The 13,629-nt window shown below is 68.0% G+C and carries 15 protein-coding genes; 10 read left to right on the forward strand and 5 right to left on the reverse strand.

What is annotated here, in order from left to right:
- Positions 1 to 38: 38 nt before the first annotated feature.
- Together ACZ5BH_RS10505 and ACZ5BH_RS10510 are read right to left on the reverse strand one after the other, a co-directional pair.
- Positions 39 to 1,334 carry an HlyC/CorC family transporter gene (locus ACZ5BH_RS10505; protein ID WP_464889217.1) on the reverse strand — a complete coding sequence of 432 codons (1,296 nt, stop codon included), beginning with the start codon at positions 1,332 to 1,334 and terminating at the stop codon, positions 39 to 41.
- A gap of 60 nt (positions 1,335 to 1,394) precedes the next feature.
- Positions 1,395 to 2,195: a cytochrome C assembly family protein gene (locus ACZ5BH_RS10510; RefSeq protein ID WP_464889218.1), complete on the reverse strand. Its 801-nt coding sequence runs from the start codon at positions 2,193 to 2,195 to the stop codon at positions 1,395 to 1,397.
- A 265-nt stretch (positions 2,196 to 2,460) separates the two neighbouring features.
- Here ACZ5BH_RS10510 and ACZ5BH_RS10515 point away from each other — a divergent pair, with 265 nt between their 5' ends.
- The 7 genes from ACZ5BH_RS10515 to ACZ5BH_RS10545 all read left to right on the forward strand — a co-directional run bounded on the left by ACZ5BH_RS10515 (position 2,461) and on the right by ACZ5BH_RS10545 (position 9,078).
- Complete coding sequence (locus ACZ5BH_RS10515; protein ID WP_464889219.1) at positions 2,461 to 3,225, forward strand: MBL fold metallo-hydrolase; 765 nt, start codon at positions 2,461 to 2,463, stop codon at positions 3,223 to 3,225.
- A gap of 287 nt (positions 3,226 to 3,512) precedes the next feature.
- The gene (gene ffh / locus ACZ5BH_RS10520; protein ID WP_464889220.1) at positions 3,513 to 4,868 is read left to right on the forward strand and encodes a signal recognition particle protein; all 1,356 of its coding nucleotides are present in this window, start codon (positions 3,513 to 3,515) and stop codon (positions 4,866 to 4,868) included.
- 352 nt (positions 4,869 to 5,220) lie between these two features.
- A complete protein-coding gene (gene rpsP, locus ACZ5BH_RS10525) occupies positions 5,221 to 5,478 on the forward strand; it encodes a 30S ribosomal protein S16 (RefSeq protein WP_464889221.1) in 258 nt (85 codons plus the stop codon).
- Positions 5,479 to 5,522: 44 nt separating this feature from the next.
- Positions 5,523 to 6,047, forward strand: coding sequence for a ribosome maturation factor RimM (gene rimM, locus ACZ5BH_RS10530; protein WP_464889222.1), 525 nt, complete (start codon positions 5,523 to 5,525; stop codon positions 6,045 to 6,047).
- A 9-nt stretch (positions 6,048 to 6,056) separates the two neighbouring features.
- Positions 6,057 to 6,800 carry a tRNA (guanosine(37)-N1)-methyltransferase TrmD gene (gene trmD / locus ACZ5BH_RS10535; RefSeq protein WP_464889223.1) on the forward strand — a complete coding sequence of 248 codons (744 nt, stop codon included), beginning with the start codon at positions 6,057 to 6,059 and terminating at the stop codon, positions 6,798 to 6,800.
- A gap of 35 nt (positions 6,801 to 6,835) precedes the next feature.
- On the forward strand, positions 6,836 to 7,186 hold the full coding sequence (gene rplS / locus ACZ5BH_RS10540; protein ID WP_464889224.1) for a 50S ribosomal protein L19: 351 nt from the start codon (positions 6,836 to 6,838) through the stop codon (positions 7,184 to 7,186).
- 77 nt (positions 7,187 to 7,263) lie between these two features.
- Positions 7,264 to 9,078 carry a hypothetical protein gene (locus tag ACZ5BH_RS10545; protein WP_464889225.1) on the forward strand — a complete coding sequence of 605 codons (1,815 nt, stop codon included), beginning with the start codon at positions 7,264 to 7,266 and terminating at the stop codon, positions 9,076 to 9,078.
- 84 nt (positions 9,079 to 9,162) lie between these two features.
- Here ACZ5BH_RS10545 and ACZ5BH_RS10550 read toward each other — a convergent pair whose 3' ends face one another.
- A complete protein-coding gene (locus ACZ5BH_RS10550; protein WP_464889226.1) occupies positions 9,163 to 9,570 on the reverse strand; it encodes a flagellar basal body-associated FliL family protein in 408 nt (135 codons plus the stop codon).
- Between the two features lie 87 nt (positions 9,571 to 9,657).
- Between ACZ5BH_RS10550 and ACZ5BH_RS10555 the strand changes: the two genes are divergently transcribed.
- From ACZ5BH_RS10555 to dsbC, 3 genes are all read left to right on the forward strand, one after another.
- Positions 9,658 to 10,146: a methylated-DNA--[protein]-cysteine S-methyltransferase gene (locus ACZ5BH_RS10555; protein ID WP_464889227.1), complete on the forward strand. Its 489-nt coding sequence runs from the start codon at positions 9,658 to 9,660 to the stop codon at positions 10,144 to 10,146.
- Entirely contained in the window at positions 10,143 to 11,051 is a 909-nt protein-coding gene (gene xerD / locus ACZ5BH_RS10560) for a site-specific tyrosine recombinase XerD (protein WP_464889228.1), read from the forward strand. Before ACZ5BH_RS10555 ends, xerD begins: the two co-directional genes overlap by 4 nt.
- Positions 11,052 to 11,323: 272 nt before the next feature.
- Positions 11,324 to 12,061 carry a bifunctional protein-disulfide isomerase/oxidoreductase DsbC gene (gene dsbC, locus ACZ5BH_RS10565; RefSeq protein ID WP_464889229.1) on the forward strand — a complete coding sequence of 246 codons (738 nt, stop codon included), beginning with the start codon at positions 11,324 to 11,326 and terminating at the stop codon, positions 12,059 to 12,061.
- 164 nt (positions 12,062 to 12,225) lie between these two features.
- Here the strand turns inward: dsbC and trxA are convergent, their stop codons facing one another.
- Both trxA and fdxA read right to left on the reverse strand, forming a co-directional pair.
- Positions 12,226 to 13,086, reverse strand: a complete 861-nt coding sequence (gene trxA, locus ACZ5BH_RS10570; protein WP_464889230.1) for a thioredoxin — start codon at positions 13,084 to 13,086, stop codon at positions 12,226 to 12,228.
- Positions 13,087 to 13,197: 111 nt separating this feature from the next.
- Complete coding sequence (gene fdxA, locus ACZ5BH_RS10575) at positions 13,198 to 13,521, reverse strand: ferredoxin FdxA (protein WP_464889231.1); 324 nt, start codon at positions 13,519 to 13,521, stop codon at positions 13,198 to 13,200.
- Positions 13,522 to 13,629: the final 108 nt, after the last annotated feature.

Raw genomic sequence — 13,629 nt, forward strand, 5'->3', positions numbered from 1 at the left:
CCGGCCGCGACGGGCGGTGGCGGGCACCGGACGGGCGGTCACTCGTCGTCGGCGTCCGCGTCCTTCTTCTTTATCGGTTGCAGCGCCGGATTGATGAGGACGGTTTTCACCGCGTTCTGGGTGGTCTGCACGATCTCCACCGGATGGCCGTCCAGCAGCAGGCTGGTGCCCGGGTCCGGGATCGATTCCAGGTGCTCGATGATCAGGCCGTTGAGGGTCTTGGGCCCGTCGGTGGGCAGGTGCCAGTGGAAGAACTTGTTCAGCTCGCGGATGGTGATGCTGGCGTCCACCAGGTAGTTGCCGTCTTCCTGGCGGTGGATCTCCCGGCTGCGGGCGGCCGGATCGGTGGTGAATTCGCCGACGATCTCCTCGAGGATGTCCTCCAGCGTCACCAGCCCCTGGATTTCCCCGTATTCGTTCACCACCAGCCCGATGCGCCGCCGTTCCTTCTGGAAGTTGATGAGCTGGGTGTTGAGCGGCACGCCTTCGGGAATGAAATAGGCCTCGTGGATCACCTGGCGAAAGTCTTCCAGGGTGGCGTCGCCCTTCTGAAACAGCTTGATCACCCGTCGCAGGTGCACCATGCCGATCACGTGGTCGATGTCGTCCTCCCAGACCGGCAGGCGGGTGTGCTGGCTCTCGGTGAGCTGGGTGACGATGTCCTCCCAGGGATCGGTGATGTCGATGCCCACGATCTCGTTGCGCGGCACCATGATGTCTTCCACCGTGGCCTTTTCCAGGTCGAGGATCGACAGCAGCATCTGCTGGTGACGCTGCGGGATCATCGCCCCCGCCTCGTTGACCACCACCCGCAGTTCCTCGGCGGACAGGTCCATCTGGCCGCCGCCTTCGGCGCGGATCCCCAGCAGGCGGAACAGGCCGTCGGTGATGCGGTTGATCAGCCACACCAGCGGGTAGAGCAGCTTGAGCAGCGGCTCCAGGAGCAGCGAGGCGGGGAGGGCGTACTTTTCCGGGCGCAGGGCGGCGAGGGTCTTGGGGGTGACCTCGGCGAAGATCAGCACCACGATGGTCAGCGCGAAGGTGGCCACGGCGATGCCGGTCTCGCCCCACAGCCGCAGGCCGATCACCGTGGCGATGGCCGAGGCCAGGATGTTGACGAAGTTGTTGCCCAGCAGGATCAGGCCGATCAGCCGCTCCGGGCGCTGCAGCAGGCGCTGGGCGCGCATGGCGCCCCGGTGCCGCTGATCGGCCAGATGCCGCAGCCGGTAGCGGTTGATGCTCATCAGGCCCGTTTCGGAGCCGGAGAAGAAGCCGGAGAACAGGATCAGGACGAAGAGTGCCGAAAACAGCACCCACAAGGGAATGTCATCCAAGAGAGGACGAACCTCGTGTGATGGCCGGCCCGATATTACGCGGGAGAAGCGGGGGCGCTGTCAAGCCTTGCCCAGCAGCAGTTCGATGACGAACTTGCTGCCGAAGTAGGCCAGCATCAGCACCACGAAGCCGCCGATGGCCCAGCGGATGGCCACCCGGCCACGCCAGCCGAAGCGCCAGCGGCCGAACAGCAGCACGGCGAAGATCAGCCAGGCGATCACCGAGAGCACCGTCTTGTGCACCAGGTGCTGGCCGAAGATGTCGTCCAGATAGAACGCCCCGCTGGCCAGCGACAGGGTGAGCAGCACGAAGCCCAGGGTGATCATGCCGAACAGGAGCTTTTCCATGGTCTCCAGCGGCGGCAGGGCGCGCACGAAGCCGCCCGGCTGATGGCGGTGCAGGTGACTGTCCTGGACGTAGAGCAGGGCGGCCTGCACGGCGGCGATGGAAAGCAGGCTGTAGGCCAGGATCGACAGCAGGATGTGCAGGCGCAGGCCCGCGTCCAGGGCTTCGGTGAGGTAGTGGCCGGGCGGCGCGAAGGCCAGGCCGATCACGGCCAGGGCGGCCACGGGATAGACCACGATGCCCAGGCTGGCCACCGGCAGCGAGAGGTTGGCCAGGGTCAGCAGCAGCGCCACCAGCCAGCCCACCAGGCCGACGATGGCGAACAGCTCCACGTTCAGCCCCTGGGGGGTGATGAGGGTCTGCCAGGCCAGCAGGGCATGCAGCAGCAGGGCCGCCACGGCCGGTAGCAGTTCCCGCCGCGGCGGCGCCTTGTCGGCGGGTTGCCGGAGGCGGCGATAGAGCCACACACCGGACAGGCAGTAGAGCAGGGCGGCCGTGAACGCGAGCGGGATCATGGGCGGGGCGTTTGTTGTTGTCGAAGCCGGGATGATGACATAATCGCGCCATGCAGCGGAAGTGGCGCCGGGCGCGGGTGCGCACGGGTCGAGTTGTGACCACTATAACAGTTTGCAGGGGCGACCGGTGGCAGGATGGAGCCTGTCCAGACGACGGGTGCCACGGGTAATGCGACCTTTTCGACAGAATCGACTCCACGGGTATGACGAGGCCGTGGCCGAACCGGCCGCGGACGACACCCCCGCGAACGGGCCGGAGGAAAACATGGAGCTGACGGTCCTCGGCTGCAGTGGCGGCGTGGGCGCCGGATTGCGCACAACCACCCTGCGCCTCAACGGCCAGGTGCTGATCGATGCCGGCACCGGCCTGGGCGATCTGTCCCTCGACGAGATGGCGCAGATCCGCCATATCTTTCTCACCCATTCCCACCTGGATCACGTGGCCAGCATCCCCCTGCTGCTGGACAGCATCTTCGATCGCATCGAGGAGCCCATCGTGATCCACGGCCTCGAGGTGACCCTGCAGGCCCTGCGCACCCACATCTTCAACAACGTGATCTGGCCCGATTTCGCCATCCTGCCCAACCGGGCCAACCCGGTGATGCGCTACGCGCCGATGGCGCCCGGCCAGATCCGCGAGGTGGCGGGGCTGCGCATCGAGATGATCCCCGTCAATCACGTGGTCCCGGGCGTGGGCTACCGGGTGGAGACCCCCGGCAAGGTGTTCGCCTTCAGCGGCGACACCTCCACCAACGACACCTTCTGGCAGGCCCTCAACCGCTACTCGGAACTGGACATGCTGCTGGTGGAAGCCGCCTTCCCCGACCGCGACCAGGATCTGTGCCGCCGCGCCGGCCATTACTGCCCCTCCCTGCTGGCCGCCGATCTGCGGAAACTGAATCTCGATCCCGATGTCTATATCAGCCACAACAAGCCGGGGGCCGAAGACGAGATCTTCCGCGAATGCCAGGCCGCCATCACCAGCCACCGGATCCACCGGCTCGGCGCCGGGGATCGGTTCACGCTATAATCCCAAGCATTGTGCGTTTAACAGGCTGTTGAAAATAAGCGAGTCGTCGTGTCGACTTCTGTTGGGCCGGCGAATCGTGCAGCTCGTTCGGGCACCGCCCCGCAGGGAGGAGAGACGTTTCGGGACACGCCGTAAATACGTCCCTGTAGGCTCGACAGCCGCATCCCTGCGGCTGACGGTCCCGAAACGTCTCTCCTCCCTCCGGGGCTCCGTGCCACTCTGCGCCGTCATGCCAGCCGATGGCACGGGAACACGTTTGAAGACGGACAAAACGACAGCGAGGCACCATGTTTGACGGACTGACCGATCGCCTCGGCCAGACCCTGCGCAACCTGCGCGGCGTCGGCCGGCTCACCGAAGACAACATCAAGGACACCCTGCGCGAGGTGCGCATGGCCCTGCTGGAGGCCGACGTGGCCCTGCCGGTGGTCAAGGAATTCACCGAACACGTGCGCCAGCGGGCGGTGGGCGAGGAGGTGCTCAAGAGCCTCTCGCCGGGCCAGGCCTTCGTCAAGATCGTCAACGACGAGCTGGTCCGCCTGATGGGCGAGCACAACGACCGGCTCAACCTGGCCGTCACCCCGCCCGCGGTGATCCTGATGGCCGGCCTGCAGGGCTCGGGCAAGACCACCACCGTGGCCAAGCTGGCCCGCTGGCTGCGCGAGCGGGAGAAGAAGAAGGTCATGGTGGTCTCCGCCGACGTCTACCGTCCGGCCGCCATCGAGCAGCTGAAAACCGTGGCCGGCGAGGTGGGCGCCGAGTTCCTGCCCAGCTCGCCCGACGAGCAGCCGGAAGCGATCGCCCGCCGGGCCCTGCAGGAGGCGAAGGTGAAACACGCCGACGTGCTGATCGTCGACACCGCCGGCCGCCTGCACGTGGACGGCGAGATGATGGACGAGATCCGCGCCCTGCACGCCGTGCTGCAGCCGGCCGAGACCCTGTTCGTGGTCGACAGCATGACCGGCCAGGACGCCGCCAACACCGCCCGCGCCTTCGACGAGGCCCTGCCCCTGACGGGCGTGATCCTCACCAAGACTGACGGCGACGCCCGCGGCGGTGCCGCCCTGTCGATCCGCCAGATCACCGGCAAGCCCATCAAGTTCCTCGGCGTGGGCGAGAAGATGGCCGATCTGGAGCCCTTCCACCCCGATCGCATCGCCTCCCGGATCCTCGGCATGGGCGACGTGGTCAGCCTGGTGGAGCAGGCCCAGCAGCACGTGGACCGGGCCAAGGCCGAGAAACTGGCCACCAAGATCAAGAAGGGCAAGGGCTTCGACCTCGAGGACTTCCGCGACCAGTTCCAGCAGCTCAAGAAGATGGGCGGCATGGCCAGCCTGCTCGACAAGCTGCCGGGCATGCCCAACCTCCCCAAGGGCGCCATGAACGCCGTCGACGACAAGCAGATCGCCCGTCTCGAGGCCATCATCAACTCCATGACCCCCGAGGAACGGCGTTTCCCCAACATCATCAAGGGTTCCCGCAAGCGCCGCATCGCCGCCGGCTCGGGCACCCAGGTACAGGACGTCAACCGCCTGCTCAAGCAGTTCACCCAGATGCAGAAGATGATGAAGAAGATGGGCAAGGGCGGCATGGGCAAGATGCTGCGCAACATGAAGGGGCAGTTGCCGCCCGGATTCATGTAACCCCGCGCCTGTGGCGCGGGGCTACAGGGACGAGGGCCGAGGGACGAGTGGCGAGGTATTGCAAGTTGTTGATTTGTAGAGTGTAGGAGCGGCGCAAGCCGCGATTTCCGCCAAATCTTCGTTCTGCCCCATGTCGAAGCCGCGCCCTTCGACGCCTCCCGTCACTTCGCGCCACCCTCCCCATCCGGGTTGCCACGACCCCGCCTTTCCTCGCCACTCGCCACGCGGCCCTCGCCACTGCATTTACTTTTCCCGCAATTCCAGTAAAATGCGCCATCCTGTTTCTCCGGGCTGTCCGGCGGCGCGCCGTGACGGCCCGAATTCATTGGTCTGACGAGGAATTGCAAACGGTATGGTCACCATTCGCCTGACACGGGGCGGCGCCAAGAAGCGGCCCTTCTACCACATCGTGGTCACCGACAGCCGCAACCGCCGCGACGGTCGCTACATCGAGCGGGTCGGTTTCTTCAACCCGCTGGCCACCGAGAACGAAGTGCGCCTGAAGGTCGACACCGATCGCATCCAGCACTGGATGGGGCTCGGTGCCAAGCCCTCCGAGCGGGTCAGCAAGCTGCTGAAGGAGTCGGCCAAGGCCGCCTCGGCCGCCTGAGCCCCTTGCGCAGCCGGAGCGGCCCGGCCGGCGACGACCGCGCCATGACGCCCCCCGACGACATGCTGCTGCTGGGCCGGATCACCGGCGTCTCGGGGGTGCGCGGCTGGGTCAAGGTCCATTCGGACACCGATCCGCGGACCAACATCTTCAACTACTCGCCCTGGTACCTGCAGCACCAGGGCCGCTGGGAGGCCTTCGAGGTGCTCGAGGGCCGGCCCCAGGGCAAGACCCTCGTCGCCCGCCTGGCCGGGTTCGAGGATCGGGATGCGGCCATGCAGCTCGTCGGCCGGCCCGTCGCCATCCGCCGCGAGCAGTTGCCGGCGGCGGGCGAGAACGAATACTACTGGCACCAGCTCGTGGGCCTGGAGGTGTTCACGCCCGATGGCGTGGCCCTGGGCACGGTGACCGGCCTGCAGGAGACCGGCGCCAACGACGTGCTGGTGCTGCGCGGCGAGCGCGACGGCAAGCCCTGCGAACGCCTGATCCCGTGGCTGCCGGAGCAGGTGATCCGGGAAGTGGATCTGAACGCCGGGCGCATCACGGCCGACTGGGACCCGGATTTCTGAGGTGTGGTGATGCGCATCGACGTGATCACCCTGTTTCCGGAGATGTTCCGGATCCTCACCGCCCACGGCATCACCGGGCGGGCGGTGGCGCGGGGCCTGCTGGAGGTGGCGACCTGGAACCCCCGGGACTACACCACCGACCGGCACCGCACCGTGGACGACCGCCCCTACGGCGGCGGCCCCGGCATGGTGATGCTGTACGAGCCGCTGCGCGCGGCCATCGAGGCGGCCCGGGCGGCCGCTGCGCCGGGGGCGAAGCTGGCCTATCTCTCCCCCCAGGGGCGGCGGCTGGACCAGCGGGGCCTCGAGGAACTGCGCCGGCGGGAAGGCCTGATCCTGCTCTGCGGCCGCTACGAGGGCATCGACGAGCGCCTGATCGAGGCCGAGGTGGACGAGGAATGGTCCATTGGCGACTACGTCCTCTCCGGGGGGGAGTTGCCGGCGATGGTGATCATCGACGGCCTCACCCGGCTGCTGCCGGGGGCGCTGGGCCACGAAGACTCGGCCGCGGAGGATTCCTTCGTCGCCGGGCTGCTGGACCATCCCCACTACACCCGGCCGGAGGTCGTCGCCGGGCGGAAAGTGCCGGCGGTGCTGCGCAGCGGCGATCATGCGGCCATCCGCCGCTGGCGGCTCAAGCAGGCCCTGGGCCGCACCTGGCTGCGGCGGCCGGATCTGCTGGCCGAGCTGCAGCTGAGCGACGAACAGCGCGAGCTGCTCGCGGAGTTCATCCACGAGCAGCCGACCGATTGAACACGAACACCAGCGACATGCGTGGGAGCAAAACCATGAGCAACATCATCGATCAACTCGAAGCGGAACAGATGAAGGACGTGCCGGCCTTCGCCCCGGGCGACACCGTGGTGGTCCAGGTGAAGGTGAAGGAAGGCAACCGCGAGCGTCTGCAGGCCTTCGAAGGCGTGGTCATCGCCAAGCGCAACCGTGGCCTCAACTCCTCCTTCACCGTGCGCAAGATCTCCCACGGCGAGGGCGTGGAGCGCGTGTTCCAGACCCACAGCCCGGCGATTGCCGAGATCAAGGTCAAGCGCCGCGGCGACGTGCGCCGGGCCAAGCTCTACTACCTGCGCGAGCGCACCGGCAAGGCCGCCCGCATCAAGGAAAAGCTGGCCAGCCGCTGAGCGGGCCCCGTCCCGCCATGTCTGGCGCCGGGCGTCGCAAGCCAACGGGCAGGCTCGTATCGAGCCTGCCCGTTTTCGTGTGCGCGGCGCTGCTGCATGCGGCCGTGGCGCGCGCCGCGCCGGACCCGGAACCCGCTGCGGCCGAATCCGCCGCCCCGGCGCCGGCCCTGGCCGAAGTCCGGGCCCTGGCCGAAACCGGCACCCCGCAGCTCGCCCTGCGCACCCTCGACCGTCTCCAGCCTCCGGCTGCCCGTGATCCCGAGACGTGGATGGCCTGGGAACGCCTGCGCATCGCCATCCTGCGCGAGACCCGGAACTGGGCCGGCATCGCCGCCCGCCTGGCCAGCCTGCCCGCGGATCTGCCGGCGGAGTTCGTCCTCTGGGCCCGCACCGCCCGCGCCGAGGCCCTCTCCCGGGGCGGCCAGCCGCGCGAGGCGATTGCCCTGTTGCGGGTACTGATCTGGCAGGCGCCCGCTGACACGGCCAGCGCCGAACGCCTGCAACGCTGGCGGCGCCTGATCCTGGAAGCCTATCTCGCCGCCGGCCTGGCCGAGGATGCCCGCCTCGCGGCCCTGCGCCACTTTCGCGACTATCCCGAGCACGGTCTCGAGGACCGGCTGCTGCGGGCCCGCATCGCCCTCAGCGCCGGCCGCCCCGAAGAGGCCATGGAGCGCCTGGCCGGCGACACCGCCGATCCCCGCGCCGGCATGCTCTACCTGCTGGCCCAGTTGCGCTCCGGCCAGCGTCCGGCGCGCAAGGTGATGCAGGCCGGGCTGCGCCAGATGCGCGGCAAGTGGGCCGACGAGCGGCTCAAGATCTACCTGTGGGCGGTGGTGGCCGAGGCGGCCCGCCAGGCCGGCGACCGGGCCACCACCGCGCTGGCGCTGGAGAACGTGATTGCCGCCGGCGAGAAGACCCCGCTGCCGGAAGGCCTGTTCGACTTCACCCCCGACAGTCTCTGGCAGGCCTACCGCGACTACGCGGTGCAGGTGGGCAACCGCGAGCAGTACCTGATCGGCGAGGACGGCCCCTGGTTCGAGAAGGCCGGGAAGATCGCCGCCAAGCTGCCGGTGCAGTCCCGGGCCCTGTATGCCCTGCTGCTGTTCGAAAGCCAGAGCGAGGCGGATCGCAACCGCGCCGCTCTGCGCTTCGTGCTCTCGGCCCGCGAGCGGCCCCGGGGCGGCGTGATGCTGCAGCGGCTGTTCCTCGAATCGCGCCACTTCGCCGACTATCGCACCATCCCCCCCGGCGCCCGTTACGTGCTGGCCGACGTGGCCCTGCGCCGGGGCGACATCCGCCGCGCCTCGGCCCTGATGGCCACCCTGGACGCGCCGCCCGAAGGCACCGATCCCTTCTTCTGGCACCTGCGCCGGGCGCGGATCTTCGTGCTCGGCGGCGATGCCGGGCGCGGCGCCCGGGCGCTGGAAGCCCTGCTGGCCGCCACCGCCGCGCCGACCCGCGAACAGCTCGACCGCCTGCTGCAGGTGGTCTTCGATCTGCAGACCGTGCAGGCCCACGATGCCGCCTACCAATTGTTCGAACAGGTGCTGGCGCGGGCGCCGGACGACGAGCTGCGCCGCGAGCTCTACTACTGGATGGCCGAGTCGCGCAAGGCGCAGCACCGCTACGCCGAAGCGGCCCGGCTGTATCTGATGTCGGCCAACTTCCCCGAGCCGGGCGCCATGGATCCCTGGGGCCAGACCGCCCGTTACCAGGCGGCCGAAGCCCTCGGCCAGGCCGGCCTGGTGAGCGATGCCCGCAATCTCTTCCGCCGGCTGCTCAAGGTCACCAAGGAGCCCGGCCGCCGTGCCCTGCTGCAACGGCAACTGCAAAAACTCCTGCTGCTGAGACAGGTGCGGGGAAAGGAAGACAAGGAACCGTCCGACTCGTAGGCCGGCTCAAGCACAGCGGAGCCGGCGAGGCAGACAGGCGCATTCGCGGCCTTGCTTTGGGTTTTCCTGAATGCCCCGTCAAGCCTACTGAATGATGAGCCCCGTGAAGTACAGCGCCTCGATGCCCTTGGTGCCGGCGTTCTCCTCCAGCACCTTCTGCACGGCCTCCAGCGCTTCCTGACGCAGCTTTTCCTTGCCCTGCACGGTGCGCACCGTCTTCACTTCCTGCCCGGAGAGCAGCAGCACCAGGCTGTGGCGGATGGCGGGCATGTGTTCCTCGATGAGGCCCGCGGCCTCGGGACCGGCCAGTTTCACCTGGATGTCCACCTGCATGTGATGGACTTCCTCGCCGTCGTTCACGTTGACGACGAAAGGCGGCTTCAGGGGCAGATAGGCGCTGCTGCCCCCACCGCCGCCCTCGGCGCTGGCGGCCGCCGGACCGAAGGGGGCAAGAGCGAGCAGAAGACAGGCGAAGAGCAGGCGTAGGGACATGACATTTTCTCCGTGGCGGGTTGCCCTTCCTATCGGCGCGGTTCGGCAAAGGTTTAGCGCTCGCCCTCGGGGTGATAGGGTATCCGCATGCCGGAAAACGACGCACGGTATTTCTGTCGCAACCCGCTCGGGGGCATCGTTTTCACCCTGCGGGACGGGCGGCTCGTGGCCCTCGAGCTGACGGGGGCCGGTGGCGCGCTACGGACGAAACCGGCGGCAGTGGGCCTGGCCGCCGAAGTGGCGCGCCAGCTCGAGGCCTGGGCGGCGGATCCGCGCTTCGTCTTCTCGCTGCCCCTCGCCCCGGCGGGAACCCCCTTCCAGCGACGGGTCTGGCAGGCCCTGCGGGCCATCCCGCCCGGCGAGGTGCGCACCTACGGCGAACTGGCCCGCCAGCTCGGCAGCAGCGCCCGGGCCGTGGGCGGCGCCTGCCGGGCCAATCCGCTGCCGCTGGTGGTGCCCTGTCACCGGGTGGTGGCGGCCGGCGGCCTGGGCGGCTTCGCCGGCCGCACCCGGGGTGCGGCGCTGGCGCTGAAACGGCGCCTGCTGGCGCGGGAAGGCGTGAGGCTGGAGACATGAACGACCCGGCGGTGGAGGGCGATCCGCTCATCGAACCCTTTCTCGATGCCCTGTGGATGGAGCGCGGCCTGAGCGAGAACACCCTGGCCGCCTATCGCAGCGATCTGCTCGGCTTCGCCCGTGCCCTGCGGGCGCGGGGCATCGACGATCTGGCCCGGGTCACCCGGGCTGACATCCAGGCCCATCTGGCCCGGCGCCTGGAGGCCGGCGCCCGCCCGCGCAGCACCGCGCGGCTGCTGTCCACCCTGCGGCGTTTCTATGCCTGGCTGCGGCGCACCGGTCGCATCGGCGAGGATCCGGTGGCGCTGATCGAAACCCCGAAGCTGGGCCGGCCCCTGCCCGACACCCTCAGCGAAACCGAGGTGGAGGCCCTGCTGGCGGCGCCCGACGTGGCCACGCCCCTCGGGCTGCGCGACCGTGCCATGCTCGAGGTGATCTACGCCAGCGGCCTGCGGGTCTCGGAACTGGTGGGCCTGCTGCCGGGGCAGGTGAACCTGCAACAGGGGCTCGTGCGGATCCGGGGCAAGGGCAGCAAGGAGCGGCTGGTGCCCCTGGGGGAGGTGGCCCAGGACTGGCTGGTGCGCTACGTGCGTGAAGCCCGCCCGGCGTTGCTCGGCCAGCGGGAGGCGGAGACCCTGTTTCTCTCCAACCGGGGCACGCCTCTCACCCGCCAGGCCTTCTGGTACCGCATCAAGGCCCACGCGGCGGCGGCGGGCATCCACAAGCCCCTTTCGCCCCACACCCTGCGCCACGCCTTCGCCACCCACCTGCTCAATCACGGCGCCGATCTGCGGGTGGTGCAGATGCTGCTTGGCCACAGCGATCTCTCCACCACCCAGATCTACACCCACGTGGCCCGCGCCCGCCTCCAGGAACTCCACGCCCGGCACCATCCGCGGGGGTGAGGGCCGGGGTTGGGCTGGAGTGGAAGGGAACACGGAGAACACGGAGGCACGGAGGTCACGGAGGTCACGGAGGTCACGGAGAGATGAATGGAGCGGCAAGCATTGCAGGGCGGCTCAAGCGCAGCAAAGCCGCCAGGCCGGGAGGCGGTTTTTCCTCCGGGCATCCCCGGGAACCCCTCTCATCGCTGACGGTCACACTTTTCATTCATGGCATGCCGTATAATGGCCGGCCATTTCCCTGTCACCGAACATCCCCCGAGGTCATCCGTATCATGAAGTCCATCCTGATCGCCGGCGCCCTGGCGCTGGGCCTGCTGAATCCTGCCCTGGCCGCCGAGCAGGCCGATCCCGGCCTCGAAAAGGCGCGCGCCGCGCTGAAGAAGATCCTGCCCGAGCTCGATCCCAAAGCCGTGCAGCCTTCGCCGGTGCCCGGCATCTATCAGGTGTTCATGCCGCCGCAACTGTTCTACATCAGCGCCGACGGCCGCTACGCCTTCGATGGCGACATCATCGATCTGCACACCAATACCAACGTCTCCACGCCGGTGCGGGATCGTCTGCGCCTGGCGGCCATCGAACAGGTGGGCGAGAAGAACATGATCATCTACGGGCCGAAGGAAGCCAAGCACACGATCACCGTGTTCACCGACATCGACTGCGGCTACTGCCGCAAGCTGCACAGCGAGATGGCCCAGTACAACCAGGCCGGCATCCGGGTGCGCTACCTGGCCTATCCCCGCGCCGGCCTGCACTCCAATTCCTACAACAAGGCCGTTTCGGTCTGGTGCGCCAAGGATCGCAACAAGGCCCTCACCGAAGCCAAGCAGGGCAAGGATCCGGAACCGAAGACCTGCGACAACCCGGTGGCCCGGGAATACGAACTCGGTCAGCGCCTGGGCATTCGCGGCACGCCCGCCATCGTCACCGAAGCGGGCCAGGTGATCCCCGGCTACGTCCCGCCCGACCGCCTCAAGGCGATCCTCGACGCGGAGAAGGTGGCGAAAAGGTAGCAGGCGGCGGGCATCTTTCATGCAATGTAGGCCGGCTCAGGCGCAGCGGAGCCGGCATTTCGTGATGGCGTGTTTTGCCGGCTCCGCTGCGCTTGAGCCGGCCTACGTAACTTGAGCCGCCCGGCGCTGCTTTTCGCTTTTTCCTTGCCCCTTGCCTCTGCCCATCAATGCAGGGCCATCGCCAGCCGCCGTCGGCCGCTTTGCACCCGTGCGTCGTCGTCGCCGAGCATGTCGAAGATCTGCAGCAGGGTGCGGCGGGCGATGTCGTCGCCGTAGTGGCGGTCGCGCATCAGCAGTTGCAGCAGGCGGTCGATGGCCGTGTCGTGATCGCCGGCTTCCAGGGCGCGCATGGCGGAAAGATAGAGGGCGTCCTTGTCGCCGGGATTCTCGGCCAGGCGTTTTTCCAGTTCCTCGCGTGAGGGGGCGTCGGCCAGGGTCTTTTCCAGTTCCAGGCGGGCGCGCAGGGATTTGGCCTCGGGTTTGTCCTGCCAGTCCAGGGGCAGGGCCTCGAGCTGTTCACGGGCCTGGTCGAGGCGGCCGGCTTCGAGCAGCGCCTCGGCATAGCGCAGGAAGTTGCGGGCGTTGCCCGGATCGGCTTCCAGCACGGCGCGCATCTTCTCCAGGGCGGCGTCCCGGTTGCCCTGATCGAACAGTTCCCGGGCCGCCTGCATCTGGCGATCCGATTCCTTTTCCACATGGCGGTCGAGGAATTCGCGGATGGCGCTCTCGGGCAGGGCGCCCATGAATTCGTCCACCACCTCGCCGTTGCGGAACAGTTTCACGGTGGGCACGCTGCGCACGCCGTAGCGGCTGGCCAGATCCGGATTCTGATCGATTTCCACCTTGGCCAGCAGGAAGGCGCCGCGGTAGTCCTCGGCCAGTTTCAGCAGCACCGGCATCAGGCTCTGGCAGGGGCCGCACCAGGTGGCCCAGAAATCCACCAGCACCGGGCGCTGGCGGGAAGCCTCGATGACCTGCCGCTCGAAATCGTTTGCGGTGACGTCGATGTGTACGGGTGTGTTCATGCCTCGTTACCTGGGTGTGGGTGGCGCAATGGCGCGCACGCCATGCTGGTGTCGCCGGGTGAGAAATTCAAGAGGCGGGGCAGGGCCGGCCGGCACCCGCCCGCGGCGGGATCAGGTTTCGAGATACTGCAGCTTGTCGGGCTTGCCGTCCCATTCCTCGGCATCGGGCAGGGGATCCTTCTTTTCGGTGATTACCGGCCATTTCTTGGCCAGCTCGGCATTCAGTTCGATGAAGTTTTCCTGGCCCGGGGGCACGTCGTCTTCGGCGAAGATGGCTTCGGCGGGGCATTCCGGTTCGCACAGGGTGCAGTCGATGCACTCTTCCGGGTCGATGACCAGGAAGTTGGGCCCTTCGTGAAAACAGTCCACGGGGCAGACGTCGACGCAATCGGTGTACTTGCAGAGGATGCAGTTCTCGGTCACCACGTAGGTCATGTTGTGCTCCTTGTGCGAATGTTCGGCTGGACAGCCGTTCCGAATCCCCGTTCATCGTTGGCTGGCGACGTTGAATCTGGCGCGCCCCTGAGGCCGGGGGTGACGTTT

Source organism: Thioprofundum lithotrophicum, assembly GCF_055387065.1.

Coding starts and splice junctions, on each gene's coding strand:
- fdxA (WP_464889231.1), bottom strand. CDS start 13,521: ATGACCTACGTGGTGACCGAGAACTGCATCCTCTGCAAGTACACCGAT.
- ffh (WP_464889220.1), top strand. CDS start 3,513: ATGTTTGACGGACTGACCGATCGCCTCGGCCAGACCCTGCGCAACCTG.
- ACZ5BH_RS10510 (WP_464889218.1), bottom strand. CDS start 2,195: ATGATCCCGCTCGCGTTCACGGCCGCCCTGCTCTACTGCCTGTCCGGT.
- rimM (WP_464889222.1), top strand. CDS start 5,523: ATGACGCCCCCCGACGACATGCTGCTGCTGGGCCGGATCACCGGCGTC.
- rplS (WP_464889224.1), top strand. CDS start 6,836: ATGAGCAACATCATCGATCAACTCGAAGCGGAACAGATGAAGGACGTG.
- ACZ5BH_RS10515 (WP_464889219.1), top strand. CDS start 2,461: ATGGAGCTGACGGTCCTCGGCTGCAGTGGCGGCGTGGGCGCCGGATTG.
- xerD (WP_464889228.1), top strand. CDS start 10,143: ATGAACGACCCGGCGGTGGAGGGCGATCCGCTCATCGAACCCTTTCTC.
- ACZ5BH_RS10555 (WP_464889227.1), top strand. CDS start 9,658: ATGCCGGAAAACGACGCACGGTATTTCTGTCGCAACCCGCTCGGGGGC.
- trxA (WP_464889230.1), bottom strand. CDS start 13,086: ATGAACACACCCGTACACATCGACGTCACCGCAAACGATTTCGAGCGG.
- trmD (WP_464889223.1), top strand. CDS start 6,057: ATGCGCATCGACGTGATCACCCTGTTTCCGGAGATGTTCCGGATCCTC.
- ACZ5BH_RS10550 (WP_464889226.1), bottom strand. CDS start 9,570: ATGTCCCTACGCCTGCTCTTCGCCTGTCTTCTGCTCGCTCTTGCCCCC.
- dsbC (WP_464889229.1), top strand. CDS start 11,324: ATGAAGTCCATCCTGATCGCCGGCGCCCTGGCGCTGGGCCTGCTGAAT.
- rpsP (WP_464889221.1), top strand. CDS start 5,221: ATGGTCACCATTCGCCTGACACGGGGCGGCGCCAAGAAGCGGCCCTTC.